The organism is Candidatus Sphingomonas colombiensis (genome assembly GCA_029202845.1).
GTDB classification, from domain to species: domain Bacteria; phylum Pseudomonadota; class Alphaproteobacteria; order Sphingomonadales; family Sphingomonadaceae; genus Sphingomonas; species Sphingomonas colombiensis.
Window position 1 is genome coordinate 443,538 of record CP119315.1, and the last position, 12,948, is coordinate 456,485.

A 12,948-nucleotide genomic window follows, 5' to 3' on the forward strand; every position below is an offset into this window, starting at 1 on the left:
TTAGGCTACCAGCGCGGGACGCGCGCGCGCAATCGGTCGAGCTGGATTGCCCGCCACAACGGCACCGGGCGCAACATCCTTCGTAACTACGGCCCCCATGCCGATTGTCGCGCCCGCGCCGATATTGATCCCCTGGCGGATGACGGCGCTGGAGCCAATGTATGCGCCTTCACCAACTGTTACGCAGCCATTCAGGCTCGCGCGGGGGCCGATCGTCACAAAGTCGCCGATTACATTCTCGTGGCCAATGTATGCGTAAACGTGACAGATCAGTTGCGCGCCGACGCGAGCCGATACCGCCGCGTGCGTGTAGTGGCAAAAAAACTCGCCGGGGCCGATCTCTACGTCAGGGGCAACAATGGCGCTCGGAGAGCGCAGGGATGCGAAACGCACATCACCCAGTTCACGTGCGATGCGTCGCCGAGCGGTGGGCTCGGCTATTGCGATAAAGATCTCGTCTTCGGACTTGATTTCGTTGCGCTTGATGACCGGCGAGCCGAGGAGCGGATCGGTTCGATCGTCATCGCAAAACACGACGGGCCGGCTTGCAGCAGTCATTGCCCAAATTTCGCGGCCGAAGCCTCCGGCTCCGTAAATCACAAGTCGGCTCATGAACCGAATGTGATCTCCATCGGACTCGCCGACAAGCGGAAATATTGTCCCGAAACTGCTCAACATCGGATGGCGGCATGACGCCCGCCGAACGCCAAGCCGTGCTGGAGACGAAGCTGGATCATCTCATCAGCGCCGTCGCCGCGCTCACGGCTGAAATCGAGGCGCTCAAGGCAGATGTGCGCGCCGACCAGGCGGAACTAGCCGCCATCAAAAACCGGGGGAAAGGCATCCTGATCGGGGTTTCGCTGGCGGCGACAGCGATGGGCGCGGCGGTGTCGAGCAAGATCGGTGCGGTGCTTGATGTGATTGCGGGGGTTTTCAAATGAAGACGATCGACCAGCTGATCGATGAACTGATCGGACGCGAGGGCGGCTATACAAACAACCCAGCCGACAAGGGCGGGCCGACGCGGTGGGGCATCACCGAGCAGGTGGCGCGCGCCTATGGTTACAAGGGCGACATGCGCGCGCTACCCCGTGAGACAGCGATCGCGATCTATCGCAACCGCTACTGGTCCACGCCGCGTCTCGCGGAAGTCCAGCAGCGTTACCCGGCCCTCGCGGTCGAACTGTTCGACATCGCGGTCAATATGGGCGTGTCGATCGCGGGCCAGTTCCTTCAGCTCGCGCTCAACGTCTTCAACCAGCAGGCCGCGCATTATGCCGACATTGGCGTCGACGGCGCGATCGGCAACATGACGCTGCATGCGCTCGATTGCTTTCGCCAGCGTCGCGGCGCTGCCGGCGGCGAAGTGCTGCTCGAGGCGATCACGTCACAGCGCGGTGCACGCTACATCGAGATCAGCCAGAGCCGTCCCGCGAACGAGACTTTCACCTATGGCTGGTTTGCGCGGATGGTCGAACTGAGGAAGGCGGCATGAACGACCGTCATGCACTCATCGCCTATCTCGCCACACTTGGCGCGCTGGTATTCATCTTCTCGGTGGCGCTGGTCGCCGGGTCGCTCTCCAGCGTGGTGATGGGGAAGCTGGAGGTATTCGGGCTCGGCACGATCACGGGCGGCCTGATCGGCATTCTACGCATGCCCGCCTGGCGCAGCACCGCCGATCGGCCGGAGCAATCCGAATGACCTTGGGCCGGATCATCGCGCCAATGGCCGGTGCGATCGCCATCCTCATCCTCGTCATGCTGTGGCAATCGGCGAGCCATCGCGCTGAGACGGCCGAGCGTGACCTAAAGGCGGAAACGGATCGCGCCAACGGCCAGACCAAACGCGCCGGGCAACTTGAACAGACGGCCCTCAAGCGCCTCGCGGACGATGCGGAGGTCGCCGCAATCGGAAAGGGAATGAACGATGCGATCAGCGCGGCCCCTGCTGGCACTCCCAGCGCTGCTTCTGTTGCTCTCAACTGCGACCGGCTGCGGCGAGCGGGCGCGACCAGCGACGCCTTCAAGCATATCTGCGGCGGACATTAAGGCGGTGATCGAGCCAAAGCCGGTCCCGTCCGATGCGATCCTGACCGACGCGCAGGCGGCCGAGCGCTACAATGTCGAAGTGGAGACGTGGGGCGAGCGCTTGTCGCGTGCCGGCGCCCGCATCTGCCACGCGATCGTCGCGGATGGCGCCCCCCTGCCCTTCGCTTGCCCCGACGCGGCCTCCACCACGGCGCGGCCGTGACCCTGACGCGCAATCACAACGGAGAATATGATGGTTGACCCGTTTCCGCTCAACAGCACGGATACCATATCGTCGCCGGCGCGGAGCGCGGCGGCGGTGTCGCCGCATGACACCAATGCGCTCACCGACATTCCCAAGGCGCTCTACGTCGGCACCGGGGGCACGATCGTAATGCGCGGCGTCGCGGGGCTCGCCGACCAGACATGGAAGAATGTGCCCAACGGCGCGCTGCTGCCGTTCCGCGCGCAATATGTCCGTGCGACAGGGACCACGGCGACCGACATTCTGGCACTCTATTAGGCGAGATGGAGGCTTCAGCCCCGTGACACTCCTGATCAAAATCCATCGCTACCTGCACAGCACAGGAATGCGGCCGAGTACCTTCGGCCGTCGCGTAGCGCGCGATCCCAGGCTGGTCATGGATATGCGGCTGGGGCGTGTGCCGCGGCTGCCGCTTATGGCGCGCATTGAGGCGTTCATAGAGGGGGAGTTCTGATGGCTGATGTGGATGTCGGTCAGTTGCTCGTGCGGGCGCTGACGAAATCAGCTACAGGCGCGGGCGCGACAGCCTCGTTTACGCACGTTTCGAACGCTGATTGGTGGAGCGCTGGAATTGCAGGCCTGACCCACGAGATCCTATGCGTGGCCGCGAGCAGTGACGCGTTCGACGACTGGCTCGCACACGTGTCGGATGCGGATTTCCCGTTGGCAGGGCACCTGGTTGCCGAAATTGTAGTGGCGAAGTGCAGTCGCGAGGATGGCAATGTCGTGCTCATGATGGCGGCGCTGACGGCGCCCTTGTGACTGCCAAGGGCAATCCAACAAAGCCCCTAGACTGTTGAATTGTTGGATTGAAATTGCAGGTTAAGTGATTGATTTTAGGCAGCCAGGCCAGCTTGGAAGGCTGCTGCACTACCATTGTGCTATACCCGCGTGCCGGGCGCTCGCCTGCCACAGCAATGCTGCATGGGTCAACCATGGGTGTGATTTAGGGAGACGATGATGAGCGAGGCGATCACCCCCTTTCACCTGAATGTCGCGCAGGCCGAGCTGGATGATCTCGCCGCGCGCCTCGCGCGCACGCGCTGGCCGGAGCGCGCGACGGTGGATGGCTGGGAACAGGGCGTGCCGCTCGATCGCGCGCAGGCGCTCGTCGCGCATTGGCGTGACGGCTATGACTGGCGCGCGTGCGAGGCGCGGCTCAACGCGATCGGCCAATATCGGACGACGATCGACGGCATCGGCGTCCACTTCCTCCACGTCCGCTCGCCGGAGCCGGATGCGCTGCCGCTGGTCATCACCCATGGCTGGCCGGGATCGGTGATCGAGTTCCTAAAGGTGATCGGCCCGCTGACCGATCCGGCCGCGCATGGCGGTGATCCGCGCGACGCCTTCCACGTCATCGCGCCCTCGCTGCCGGGCTATGGCTTTTCCGATCGGCCGGCGGGTCGCTGGCCGGTGCCGCGCATCGCCGCCGCTTGGATCACGCTGATGAAGCGGCTCGGCTATGATCGCTTCGTCGCGCAGGGCGGAGACTGGGGATCGGCGGTATCGTCCGCGATCGGCGCGAGCGGCGATCCGGCGGTGGCGGGCATCCACGTCAACATGATCGTAGCACCACCCTCCCCCGCAGACATCGCCGCGGCGACGCCGCAGGAGCAGCAGGCGCTGGCGACGCTGCAACGCTATATGACCGATGGCAACGGCTATGCCCGCCAGCAGGCGACCCGGCCGCAGACGCTGGGATACGGGCTGACCGATTCCCCCGCCGGTCAGGCAATGTGGATATTCGAGAAGTTCCGGGAATGGAGCGATTGCGACGGCGATCCGCTCAACGTGCTGAGGATCGACGAGTTGCTCGACAATATCATGCTCTATTGGCTGCCCGGCACCGCCGCCTCATCGGCGCGGCTCTATTGGGAGAGCTTCAACGATTTCGCTGCCGGCACGGTCGCGGTGCCGGTGGCGTGCAGCTTGTTCCCGAAGGAGATTTTCGGCGCATCGCGGCGTTGGGCGGAGCGGCGCTATCCGAACATCGTCCATTGGGGCGAGCCACCGCGCGGCGGCCATTTCGCGGCGTTCGAGCAGCCTGAATTGTTCGTCGAGGAGTTGTGCGCCGGTTTCCGCGCGATGCGCTGAAAGCGGTATCCTTCACACGATCCTTACCATTATCGCGCTAGGTCGCAGGCGATGTTGCACGATCCAGCGCTTACCTTGAGCCATGCCGTCGCAGATCCGCGCCCCGCATCCGCGGTGTCGCATGGTGTCGGGTTGGCCGGCCTCGCCGGGCTGATCGCGTGGATCGCGGTGGCGCGGCACTTCGGGATGGACGGCCCCTTTGCCGCCCTGGTCAACGTCGCCGCCTGTGCGTTGCCGATGATCCTGTGGTCGCTGCTGGTCGACAAGGTGCATCGCAACCCCTCGACCGGGATCGACTGGGCCGCCCCTCGGCCATTGCGCGAGACGATCGACGTCAGCCTGACCAAGCTCACCGGGCTGTGGGTGACATGGGCGGCGATCGCGCTGATCTATGCCACCGGGCGCTTCTACTGGGAGGGCAATTTCCAGTTCGCCATGTGGTGTTTCGAGCGCGCCGCGCCCTTCCTGTTCCTGCTCTCTATCCCCTACGTGCTGTGGCTCGATCGTCGCCTGATCGAGCCGCGCGACGGCGCATGGGCACTTGGCGCATGGCTGCTCGGGCAAGGCGCGCCGGAGCCGGATGCGATCTGGAATCACCTGCGCTCATGGGCGGTGAAGGGCTTTTTCCTCGCCTTCATGCTGGCGATCGTGCCGCCGGGTTTCGGCGACTTCATTCGCACCGATACCTTCGGGCTGTTCATCGATCCCGTGCGGCTGGCGAACTGGCTAATCACCTTCATGTTCGTGATCGACGTGGCGTTCGCCACGGTGGGCTATCTGCTGACGATGCGCCCGCTCGACGCGCATATCCGCACCGCCAACCCTTATGCGGCGGGGTGGATGGCGGCGCTGATGTGCTATCCGCCGTTCATCCTGATGGATGCGGGCGGCCCGCTCGATTACCATCCCGGCACCGCCGAATGGACTTACTGGCTGGCTGGCCATCCGATCCTGCTCGCGGCGCTCGGCGCGGTGCTGGTGGTGCTGACCGCGATCTACGCCTGGGCGACGATGGCGTTCGGGATGCGCTTCTCCAACCTCACGCATCGCGGCATCCTGACGCACGGGCCTTATGCCTGGTCGCGCCACCCTGCCTATCTGTCCAAGAATCTGTTCTGGTGGCTATCCACCATCCCGATCCTGTCGACCGGCAGCCTGGTCGACGCGACACGCGCGACGCTGCTGCTAGGCGTGGTCAGCGGCGTTTATTACTGGCGTGCGAAGACGGAGGAGCGGCATCTGTCGGCCGATCCCGATTATCGCGCCTATAGCGAGTGGATGGCACGCAACGCCCCCATCCCGCGCCTCTTCGCGCGGGTGACAGGGCGTTAGAGCGATTTCGAGGCAGGTGGAATCACCTGCCGGCTCGGACGTCGCGTCAGACAAAGGAATTGAGCGGCGATCCGATGCAATCGGATCGAGAACCGCTCTAGAAGCTCGCCTCGCCGTACACGCGCGAAACGTCACCGTTCCATGCGCCGTGATAGCGTTCCAGCAATACCTCCGCCGGCACCTTGCCGCTGCGCACGATCTCGCGCAGCGGATCGAGGAAGCCAGATTCGTTGTCGCCCGAGCGATTGAGCCGCGCGCGCGCCGCCAGCCCGGCATTGGCAATATCGAGCACCTCCCCGGCGATATCGCGCAGCGTGCCGCCACCGGGGATCGGCGCGGCGAGGCCCAGCTTCGGCGCACCGCTCCGTAGCGCCTCGCGCTCCTCCATCGTCCAGTGCTTCACCACATCCCATGCCGCGTCGAGCGCGCCCTGATCGTAGAGCAGCCCGACCCAGAAGGCCGGCAGCGCGCAGATGCGGTTCCACGGCCCGCCATCCGCGCCGCGCATCTCAAGAAAGGTCTTGAGCCGCACTTCGGGGAAAGCGGTGGAAAGGTGATCGTTCCAATCCTCCATCGTCGGCAATTCGCCGGGGAGGACAGGCAGTTCGCCCTTCAGGAAATCGCGGAACGACAGCCCCGCCGCGTCGATATAACGGCCTTCGCGATAGGCGAAGTACATCGGCACATCGAGCATATATTCGGCATAACGCTCATAGCCGAAGCCATCCTCGAACACGAACGGCAGCATCCCGGTGCGCGCCGGATCGGTATCGGACCAGATGTGGCTGCGATAGGAAAGATAGCCGTTGGGCTTGCCTTCGGTGAACGGCGAATTGGCGAACAGCGCGGTGGCGAGCGGCTGAAGCGCAAGGCCGACGCGGAACTTCTGCACCATATCCGCTTCGCTGGCGTAATCGAGGTTCACCTGGATCGTGCAGGTGCGCAGCATCATATCCAGCCCCATCGAGCCGACGCGCGGCATATGGCGCAGCATGATCGCATAGCGGCCCTTGGGCATGATCGGCAGCTCGGCGCGGGTCTTGTCCGGCCACATGCCGAGCCCGAGGAAGCCGATGCCGAGCTTCTCCCCCGCTGCCTTCACCTGTTCCAGATGACGGCCGGTTTCGGCGCAGGTTTCGTGGAGGTTGTCGAGCGGCGCGCCGGACAATTCGAATTGTCCGGCCGGCTCCAGGCTGACGGCGCCGTCCGGGCCGGTAAGCGCGATGAGCTTGCCGCCCTCCTCCACCGGCTGCCAGCCATATTGCTGAAGCTCGGTCAGCAACGCGCGAATGCCGCCCGACTCGTCCCATGACGGGGCATGATGATCGGCAATGGAATAGACGAATTTCTCGTGTTCGGTGCCGATGCGCCAGCGTTCCTTTGGCTTCTCGCCGCGCGCGAAGCTGCCGATGAGCTGATCGCGCGATTCGATGACCGGCGAGTTGCTTTCCGAAACGGTCTTGGTCGTCATGATCGCGCCTTACGCGGGGATGAACGGGTCCGCTAGAGGGCCTGTTATCGCGCGTCGATCGAGGCAAGGAACGCCGCGACCTCACGCCGGGTACGTAACGTCTCCACCCGCCCGTCAAAGCAATCGCGCACCAGCTCCACGCGCGGGCGGATATCCTCGCGCCAGCGCCATGCGTAGCGCAGAAACTCGCGGTCGAAGCGTTCGCGGCATCCCTCGGCGGCGTCCGCCCGCTCGCGCCCATATCCCAGCGCATTGCGCCGCAGGATGCGGGAGAAGGTCAGCCAGCGCGGCAGATCGAGATAGACGAGCAGATCGGCCGCCGCGAGGCGCGGCGCGGCGGTGAAAGAATAATTGCCGTCGATCACCCAGCCGGGAAGGCCGGCGACTCGCGTCACCTCATCCGCGAACTCGGCCGCCGGGCGCGGCTCCCAGCCCGGCAGATGATAAAGGCGATCGAGATGGAATACCGGCACGCCCAGCCGCGCGCCGATCGCACGCGCGAGCGTCGACTTCCCGCTGCCGGGGCCACCCATCACCATCACGCGCCGGGTCATGGCGCGAATGCTAGCGCCAGTCCCCCGCCGCCGCCATCCACACCGCGACCGCCGCCGCCGCTGCCGTCTCGGCGCGCAGGATGCGCGGTCCGAGCGATATCGCCACCGCGCCCGGCGTCGCGCGAATCGCGGCGCGCTCCTCATCGTCGAAGCCGCCTTCGGGGCCGATCAGGATCGCCGCCGCGCCGGGCTTCATCGCCTCGCGCGCGGGCGCGCCGCCTTGTTCATCGGCGAAATAGAGCGCGCGGTCGGCCGGCCACTCGCGAAGCAGCGCGGCGAGCTTCACCGGCTCGCTTACCTCGGGCAGCGCGGTGCGGCCGCATTGCTCGGCGGCCTCGATCATATGCGTGCGCAACCGATCCGTGTTGGGCTTGTCCACCACCGTGCGCCGTGTGACGACCGGCACCAGCCGCGCGATGCCCAGTTCGCACGCTTTCTCCGCCATCCAGTCGACGCGGCCCTTCTTGAGCGGCGCCGCGACGAGCCACAGATCCGGCACCGCTTCGCGCGGGGCGAGTTGCTCGCGCACGTCGAGCGTCACCTCGCGCCGCCCGACGCTTTCCGCCACCGCGAGCCATTCGCCGGTCGCATCGTCGAACAATTTCACCGGATCGCCCGGCTTCATCCGCATCACTTGCCCCAAATAATGCGCCGCCGGCCCGTCGATCCGCCGCGCGCCGGGCGCGAGCGGCTCGGCCACATACAGGCGCGGCGTCGAGCGCGGCGGCCATGCGGGGGTAGCGATCACTTCGTTCGGCCTCGTCCGATCATCCATCGCGCGAGCATGAACAGGAGGAAGCCGGCGAAGGCAATGCCGATCACCGCTAGCGTAATCACCCCCGCCACCCGCAGGATCGCGTAGAACAGGGCCTCGACGAACCGACCGATCGCTACCGAAAGATGGATCAGCGGACGCGCTTCCAGCTTTGCGTCTTACAGCCGAAGCCCGCGAACAGGCAGCCCTTGCCGACGATCGTGTCGCGATCGACCAGTTCCAGCGTGCCATCGAACGTCTTGTCGATATCCGGCACATAGACCTGGCCGTACCACAGCCCGTCTTCCTCCTGCTGGAAATCGTGGAACAATTCGGTCCCGATCAGCCGATCCGTGCCGCCGCGCGCGGCATCCGCCTTCGCCTTTTCGCTCGCCGCGATCACGCGGCCGCACAGTCCGGGCCCGCACGGCGCGATGCGGATGCGCACGCTATCCGAATCGTTGCGCCAGGTGCCCGTAAGCGCCGGCCCGCGCTGTGCCGCGACCGGCATGGAGATCGAAACCAGTGCGGCCATCGCCGCGATCCGCATCAAGGACATACGCATACACTCCTTCCGCTGGCGCCTATATCTAGTGGCAGCCGATCCGGAACGACAAACTGTGCCAACCGGCTGTGGCGGAAGCGAGGCGCGGCGGGTAGGAAGCATCGCGTGACCGACGCACCCGATATCGTCCCCGATACGCAGCATCGCGGCATCGTCGCCGCGCTCCCGCCACGATTGCGCAATTTCGCGCTGCTCGCGCGCTTCGACCGGCCGATCGGCTGGTGGCTGCTGTTCTGGCCCGGCGCATGGGCGGTGGCGCTGGCCGGCGGCGCGGTGGAACGCTGGCCGCTGATCCTCTGGCTGCTCGCCGGCAGCATCGCGATGCGCGGCGCGGGTTGTGTCTATAACGATATCGTCGATCGCGAGCTGGACGCCAGCGTCGCGCGTACGCGATCCCGCCCGCTTGCCAGCGGGGCGGTGTCGCTCAAGGCGGCATGGGCGTGGCTGGGGGCGCTCGCCCTCGTCGGGCTGGTCGTGCTGCTGCAACTCAGGGTCGATACCGCGATCATCGCGGTCGCCAGCCTCGCGCTGGTCGCGGCCTATCCGTTCATGAAGAAGATCACCTGGTGGCCGCAGGCGTGGCTCGGGCTGGTATTCTCATGGGCCGCGCTGGTCGGCTGGAACGAGACATGGGGCTGGGTCGCGCTGCCGGGGCTGCTGCTTTACGCCGGATCGATCTGCTGGGTGATCGGCTATGACACGATCTACGCCTTGCAGGATCGTGAGGATGACACGCTGATCGGCATCCGTTCATCGGCGCTGGCGATGGGCAGGCATGTGGTGCCGGGTGTTTCCGCCTTCTACGCCGCCGCGCTGACATTATGGGGCGGCGCCTTGTGGCTGGTTCGGCCCGATCCATTGGTGTTCGTCGCGCTGCTGCCGATGGCGGCGCATCTCGGCTGGCAGGTGCTGACGCTCAGGCCGGATGATGGTGACGGCGCCCTCGCCCGCTTCCGCGCCAACCGCTTCGCGGGCCTGTTGATGTTCCTCGCCTGCGCCGTGGTCGGCACGCGACTGTAGCTCAGATCCGGCATTTCTGCGCGCGTGCAATGCCGCGCAGGAAGCCGCGCCGCGCGAGCCCGGCATAAGTTGCCGCCTGCATCCGGCGCTGCGCGGCGGCGGCGCCGCTCACCTCACGCACCAGTCCGCGAAACGGAATGATCGTATCGACCACCGTCTCGCCGGCCACTTTCGCGATCTGCCCGGCCTTGGTGCCCGATACCGGCACCGCCTCGCCGAAATCGGGGCCAAGCGCGGTGTTCAGTGCGGCGACGCCGCGCGAAAGCTGCGCGCACGAAGCGGTACCCTGCATACTATACGGCGCGTCGGCGGCGCGCTGGAGCACCGGCGGCACCTTCTTGTTCGCGATGCCGACATCATGCGCAGGCCGCGCGGCGATCTTGCCGGCTTCGGACAGGGTGGAGCTATTGTTTTCCTGAGCCTCCTGCGCGGCGAGCGTCGCGGGCAGCGTCGCGGCAACCATCATCAGAACCGTGGTGACGATACGCATCGTTCGTTTCCCCTTCCGATTCGGCCCGCAACATCCTCATGTTCCGCAGGCGATCCGTAAATGAACGCAGCAGCCCGCCGCACGATCCATCCGCCCGGCATGCCATCGGAGCCGCCTTGCATTGTCGTCCGCGCTTTCCGTCGCTAATCGAGAACGGTTCGTCGACACAACGGGGGGAAGCGACAATGGCGATTGATCACCGGACGCCGGGCCGCAAGCTGATGATCGCGGTGCTGATCGCCATGTTGCTCGCGATCCCGCTCTTCACCGTCTATATGCTGGTGTACGACCGGCAATCGCAATCACAGGTCGCGCGCGCCTCGATCGCAAACGGCTGGGGCGGCGCGCAGACGATCGCCGGCCCGGTGCTCGTCCTCCCCTATCAGGAGCAGGTGACGGAGACGGTCAACGAAGGCGGGCGGCAGGTCGCCAAGACCACCACCGTCTGGCGCGAACTGACGCTGGCGCCCGAACAGGCCGATCTGCGCACCACACTCACCCCCGAACGCCGCCGCCGCTCGATCTACGAAGCGGTGCTGTTCGAAGCCGCGGCCAGCGGCACCGCGCGGTTCGCGCTCCCGGCCGATCTCGCGCGTTTCGGCATCACGCCGGACCGCCTGTTCTTCGATCGCGCGGAGTTGCGCTTCGGCCTGCGGGACGCGCGCGGCCTGTTCGGCGCGCCGCCGGCGGTGGCGGTGGATGGCCGCAAGCTGGTGCTTCAGCCGGGCAAGGGATCGCCCGCGACCGGTGGAGCGGGCTTCTTCACCTGGCTCGACGCCTCTGCACTGCGCGATCGCGCAATGACCGCGAACTTCAACTTCACCTTCCGTGGCAACGGCTGGCTCTCGCTCGCTCCGCAGGCCGGGGACACGCGCTGGACGGTCACGTCGAAATGGCCGCATCCGAGCTTCCAGGGCGGTTTCCTGCCGAGCGCGCAGCAGGTGACGGCGAACGGCTTCAACGCCACCTGGCGAGTCGGCAACCTCGCGCTTGGCCGCGCGCTCGTTTCGTCGGGCGAGCAGACCCCGGACGCCGCCCCCGATATCACCACCGATCGCTACGACACCACGCAGGCGGCTGGAACGTATGAGGCGCGGGTCGATCTGATCTCGCCCGTCGATCTCTACAGTCAGGTCAATCGCTCGGTGAAATACGGCTTCCTGTTCATCGGCTTCACCTTCATGGCGTTCCTGATGTTCGACGTGATCGCGGGCGTGCGCGTGGCGACGGCGGAATATCTGCTGGTGGGTGCCGGGCTGGTGCTGTTCTTCGTGATGCTGCTGGCGTTTGCCGAGGTGATCGGCTTTGCGCTCGCCTATATCGTCGCGGCGGCGGCGATCATCGGGCTGCTCACGGCCTATTCCGCCGCGGTGCTGAAAAGCTGGCGGCGCGCGGGCTATATTGCCGCATTGCTCACCGCGCTCTACGCGATCCTCTACGTCTTGCTGAGCCTGGAGGCCTATTCGTTGCTGATTGGAGCGATTCTCCTGTTTGCGGCGTTGGCCGGCATCATGTACCTGACGCGAAATCTCGACTGGAGCGGCCTCCGCTCCGCGACCGCAACAGACTGAATCGGGAAGAACGATGGCCGAATTCACCTTGCCCGCGAACAGCAAGATCAAGGGCGGACGGAAAATCCCGTCGCCCCAGCCCGGCGGCAAGATGCGCAATTTCAAGATTTATCGCTACGATCCCGATTCGGGCGAGAATCCGCGCTACGATACGTTCGAGGTTAACCTCGACGAATGCGGCCCGATGGTTCTGGACGCGCTGATCAAGATCAAGAGCGAGCAGGATTCGTCGCTCACCTTCCGCCGCTCGTGCCGCGAAGGCATCTGCGGCTCCTGCTCGATGAATATCGACGGCAAGAATGGCCTCGCCTGCACCACCGCGATCGAGGATATGAAGGGCGAGGTGAAGATCACCCCGCTGCCGGCGATGGACGTGATCAAGGATCTCGTCCCCGATTTCACGCATTTCTACGCGCAATATGCCTCGATCACGCCGTGGCTGCAGACCGTCACGCCGGCGCCCGCCGGCAAGGAGCGGCTCCAGTCGCCGGAGGATCGCGCCAAGCTCGACGGCATGTACGAATGCATCCTGTGCGCATGCTGCTCCACCTCGTGCCCAAGCTATTGGTGGAATTCGGACAAGTTCCTCGGCCCGGCGATCCTGCTTCAGGCCTATCGCTGGCTCGCCGACAGCCGCGACGAGATGACCGGCGAGCGGCTCGATGCGCTGGAAGATCCCTTCCGCCTGTATCGTTGCCACACGATCATGAACTGCGCCAACGCCTGCCCGAAGGGCCTGTCCCCGGCCAAGGCGATCGCGGAAATCAAGAAAATGGAAGCCGAACGCGTCGTCTGATCG

At 65.5% G+C, this 12,948-nt stretch carries 18 protein-coding genes; 12 read left to right on the forward strand and 6 right to left on the reverse strand.

Translation table 11 applies throughout. The features are described from left to right. Positions 1–678, reverse strand: a complete 678-nt coding sequence (locus P0Y64_02120; GenBank protein ID WEK43652.1) for an acetyltransferase — start codon at positions 676–678, stop codon at positions 1–3. An 11-nt stretch (positions 679–689) separates the two neighbouring features. On the opposite strand from P0Y64_02120, the gene P0Y64_02125 reads away from it, so the two are divergent. From P0Y64_02125 to P0Y64_02165, 9 genes are all read left to right on the forward strand, one after another. Then, positions 690–941 carry a hypothetical protein gene (locus tag P0Y64_02125; protein ID WEK43653.1) on the forward strand — a complete coding sequence of 84 codons (252 nt, stop codon included), beginning with the start codon at positions 690–692 and terminating at the stop codon, positions 939–941. Next, the gene (locus P0Y64_02130) at positions 938–1,495 is read left to right on the forward strand and encodes a glycosyl hydrolase 108 family protein (protein ID WEK43654.1); all 558 of its coding nucleotides are present in this window, start codon (positions 938–940) and stop codon (positions 1,493–1,495) included. Before P0Y64_02125 ends, P0Y64_02130 begins: the two co-directional genes overlap by 4 nt. Further along, complete coding sequence (locus P0Y64_02135) at positions 1,492–1,704, forward strand: hypothetical protein (protein WEK43655.1); 213 nt, start codon at positions 1,492–1,494, stop codon at positions 1,702–1,704. Before P0Y64_02130 ends, P0Y64_02135 begins: the two co-directional genes overlap by 4 nt. Continuing rightward, positions 1,701–2,051 carry a hypothetical protein gene (locus P0Y64_02140; GenBank protein WEK43656.1) on the forward strand — a complete coding sequence of 117 codons (351 nt, stop codon included), beginning with the start codon at positions 1,701–1,703 and terminating at the stop codon, positions 2,049–2,051. Before P0Y64_02135 ends, P0Y64_02140 begins: the two co-directional genes overlap by 4 nt. Positions 2,052–2,055: 4 nt before the next feature. Then, a complete protein-coding gene (locus P0Y64_02145; GenBank protein ID WEK43657.1) occupies positions 2,056–2,253 on the forward strand; it encodes a hypothetical protein in 198 nt (65 codons plus the stop codon). 30 nt (positions 2,254–2,283) lie between these two features. Beyond that, positions 2,284–2,553, forward strand: a complete 270-nt coding sequence (locus tag P0Y64_02150; protein ID WEK43658.1) for a hypothetical protein — start codon at positions 2,284–2,286, stop codon at positions 2,551–2,553. 195 nt (positions 2,554–2,748) lie between these two features. Beyond that, the gene (locus P0Y64_02155) at positions 2,749–3,057 is read left to right on the forward strand and encodes a hypothetical protein (protein ID WEK43659.1); all 309 of its coding nucleotides are present in this window, start codon (positions 2,749–2,751) and stop codon (positions 3,055–3,057) included. 198 nt (positions 3,058–3,255) lie between these two features. Beyond that, entirely contained in the window at positions 3,256–4,392 is a 1,137-nt protein-coding gene (locus tag P0Y64_02160) for an epoxide hydrolase (GenBank protein WEK43660.1), read from the forward strand. A gap of 51 nt (positions 4,393–4,443) precedes the next feature. Further along, entirely contained in the window at positions 4,444–5,724 is a 1,281-nt protein-coding gene (locus P0Y64_02165) for a DUF1295 domain-containing protein (GenBank protein WEK43661.1), read from the forward strand. A gap of 97 nt (positions 5,725–5,821) precedes the next feature. Here P0Y64_02165 and P0Y64_02170 read toward each other — a convergent pair whose 3' ends face one another. From P0Y64_02170 to P0Y64_02185, 4 genes are all read right to left on the reverse strand, one after another. After that, positions 5,822–7,195, reverse strand: a complete 1,374-nt coding sequence (locus tag P0Y64_02170) for a glutamate--cysteine ligase (GenBank protein ID WEK43662.1) — start codon at positions 7,193–7,195, stop codon at positions 5,822–5,824. A gap of 44 nt (positions 7,196–7,239) precedes the next feature. Beyond that, positions 7,240–7,749 (reverse strand): topology modulation protein, encoded by a 510-nt coding sequence (locus P0Y64_02175; GenBank protein WEK43663.1) that lies wholly within the window; start codon positions 7,747–7,749, stop codon positions 7,240–7,242. A 10-nt stretch (positions 7,750–7,759) separates the two neighbouring features. Next, positions 7,760–8,497: a 16S rRNA (uracil(1498)-N(3))-methyltransferase gene (locus P0Y64_02180; GenBank protein WEK43664.1), complete on the reverse strand. Its 738-nt coding sequence runs from the start codon at positions 8,495–8,497 to the stop codon at positions 7,760–7,762. 157 nt (positions 8,498–8,654) lie between these two features. Beyond that, the gene (locus P0Y64_02185) at positions 8,655–9,068 is read right to left on the reverse strand and encodes a DUF2147 domain-containing protein (protein WEK43665.1); all 414 of its coding nucleotides are present in this window, start codon (positions 9,066–9,068) and stop codon (positions 8,655–8,657) included. Positions 9,069–9,173: 105 nt separating this feature from the next. On the opposite strand from P0Y64_02185, the gene ubiA reads away from it, so the two are divergent. Beyond that, complete coding sequence (ubiA, locus tag P0Y64_02190) at positions 9,174–10,088, forward strand: 4-hydroxybenzoate octaprenyltransferase (protein ID WEK43666.1); 915 nt, start codon at positions 9,174–9,176, stop codon at positions 10,086–10,088. Between the two features lies 1 nt (position 10,089). Here ubiA and P0Y64_02195 read toward each other — a convergent pair whose 3' ends face one another. Next, positions 10,090–10,578 carry a hypothetical protein gene (locus P0Y64_02195; GenBank protein WEK43667.1) on the reverse strand — a complete coding sequence of 163 codons (489 nt, stop codon included), beginning with the start codon at positions 10,576–10,578 and terminating at the stop codon, positions 10,090–10,092. Positions 10,579–10,763: 185 nt separating this feature from the next. Between P0Y64_02195 and creD the strand changes: the two genes are divergently transcribed. Both creD and P0Y64_02205 read left to right on the forward strand, forming a co-directional pair. Continuing rightward, entirely contained in the window at positions 10,764–12,149 is a 1,386-nt protein-coding gene (gene creD, locus P0Y64_02200) for a cell envelope integrity protein CreD (protein ID WEK43668.1), read from the forward strand. A 13-nt stretch (positions 12,150–12,162) separates the two neighbouring features. Further along, entirely contained in the window at positions 12,163–12,945 is a 783-nt protein-coding gene (locus P0Y64_02205) for a succinate dehydrogenase iron-sulfur subunit (GenBank protein WEK43669.1), read from the forward strand. Positions 12,946–12,948 lie beyond the last annotated feature (3 nt).

Coding starts and splice junctions, on each gene's coding strand:
- P0Y64_02120 (WEK43652.1), bottom strand. CDS start 678: ATGTTGAGCAGTTTCGGGACAATATTTCCGCTTGTCGGCGAGTCCGAT.
- P0Y64_02125 (WEK43653.1), top strand. CDS start 690: ATGACGCCCGCCGAACGCCAAGCCGTGCTGGAGACGAAGCTGGATCAT.
- P0Y64_02130 (WEK43654.1), top strand. CDS start 938: ATGAAGACGATCGACCAGCTGATCGATGAACTGATCGGACGCGAGGGC.
- P0Y64_02135 (WEK43655.1), top strand. CDS start 1,492: ATGAACGACCGTCATGCACTCATCGCCTATCTCGCCACACTTGGCGCG.
- P0Y64_02140 (WEK43656.1), top strand. CDS start 1,701: ATGACCTTGGGCCGGATCATCGCGCCAATGGCCGGTGCGATCGCCATC.
- P0Y64_02150 (WEK43658.1), top strand. CDS start 2,284: ATGGTTGACCCGTTTCCGCTCAACAGCACGGATACCATATCGTCGCCG.
- P0Y64_02155 (WEK43659.1), top strand. CDS start 2,749: ATGGCTGATGTGGATGTCGGTCAGTTGCTCGTGCGGGCGCTGACGAAA.
- P0Y64_02160 (WEK43660.1), top strand. CDS start 3,256: ATGAGCGAGGCGATCACCCCCTTTCACCTGAATGTCGCGCAGGCCGAG.
- P0Y64_02165 (WEK43661.1), top strand. CDS start 4,444: ATGTTGCACGATCCAGCGCTTACCTTGAGCCATGCCGTCGCAGATCCG.
- P0Y64_02170 (WEK43662.1), bottom strand. CDS start 7,195: ATGACGACCAAGACCGTTTCGGAAAGCAACTCGCCGGTCATCGAATCG.
- P0Y64_02175 (WEK43663.1), bottom strand. CDS start 7,749: ATGACCCGGCGCGTGATGGTGATGGGTGGCCCCGGCAGCGGGAAGTCG.
- P0Y64_02185 (WEK43665.1), bottom strand. CDS start 9,068: ATGCGTATGTCCTTGATGCGGATCGCGGCGATGGCCGCACTGGTTTCG.
- P0Y64_02195 (WEK43667.1), bottom strand. CDS start 10,578: ATGCGTATCGTCACCACGGTTCTGATGATGGTTGCCGCGACGCTGCCC.
- creD (WEK43668.1), top strand. CDS start 10,764: ATGGCGATTGATCACCGGACGCCGGGCCGCAAGCTGATGATCGCGGTG.
- P0Y64_02205 (WEK43669.1), top strand. CDS start 12,163: ATGGCCGAATTCACCTTGCCCGCGAACAGCAAGATCAAGGGCGGACGG.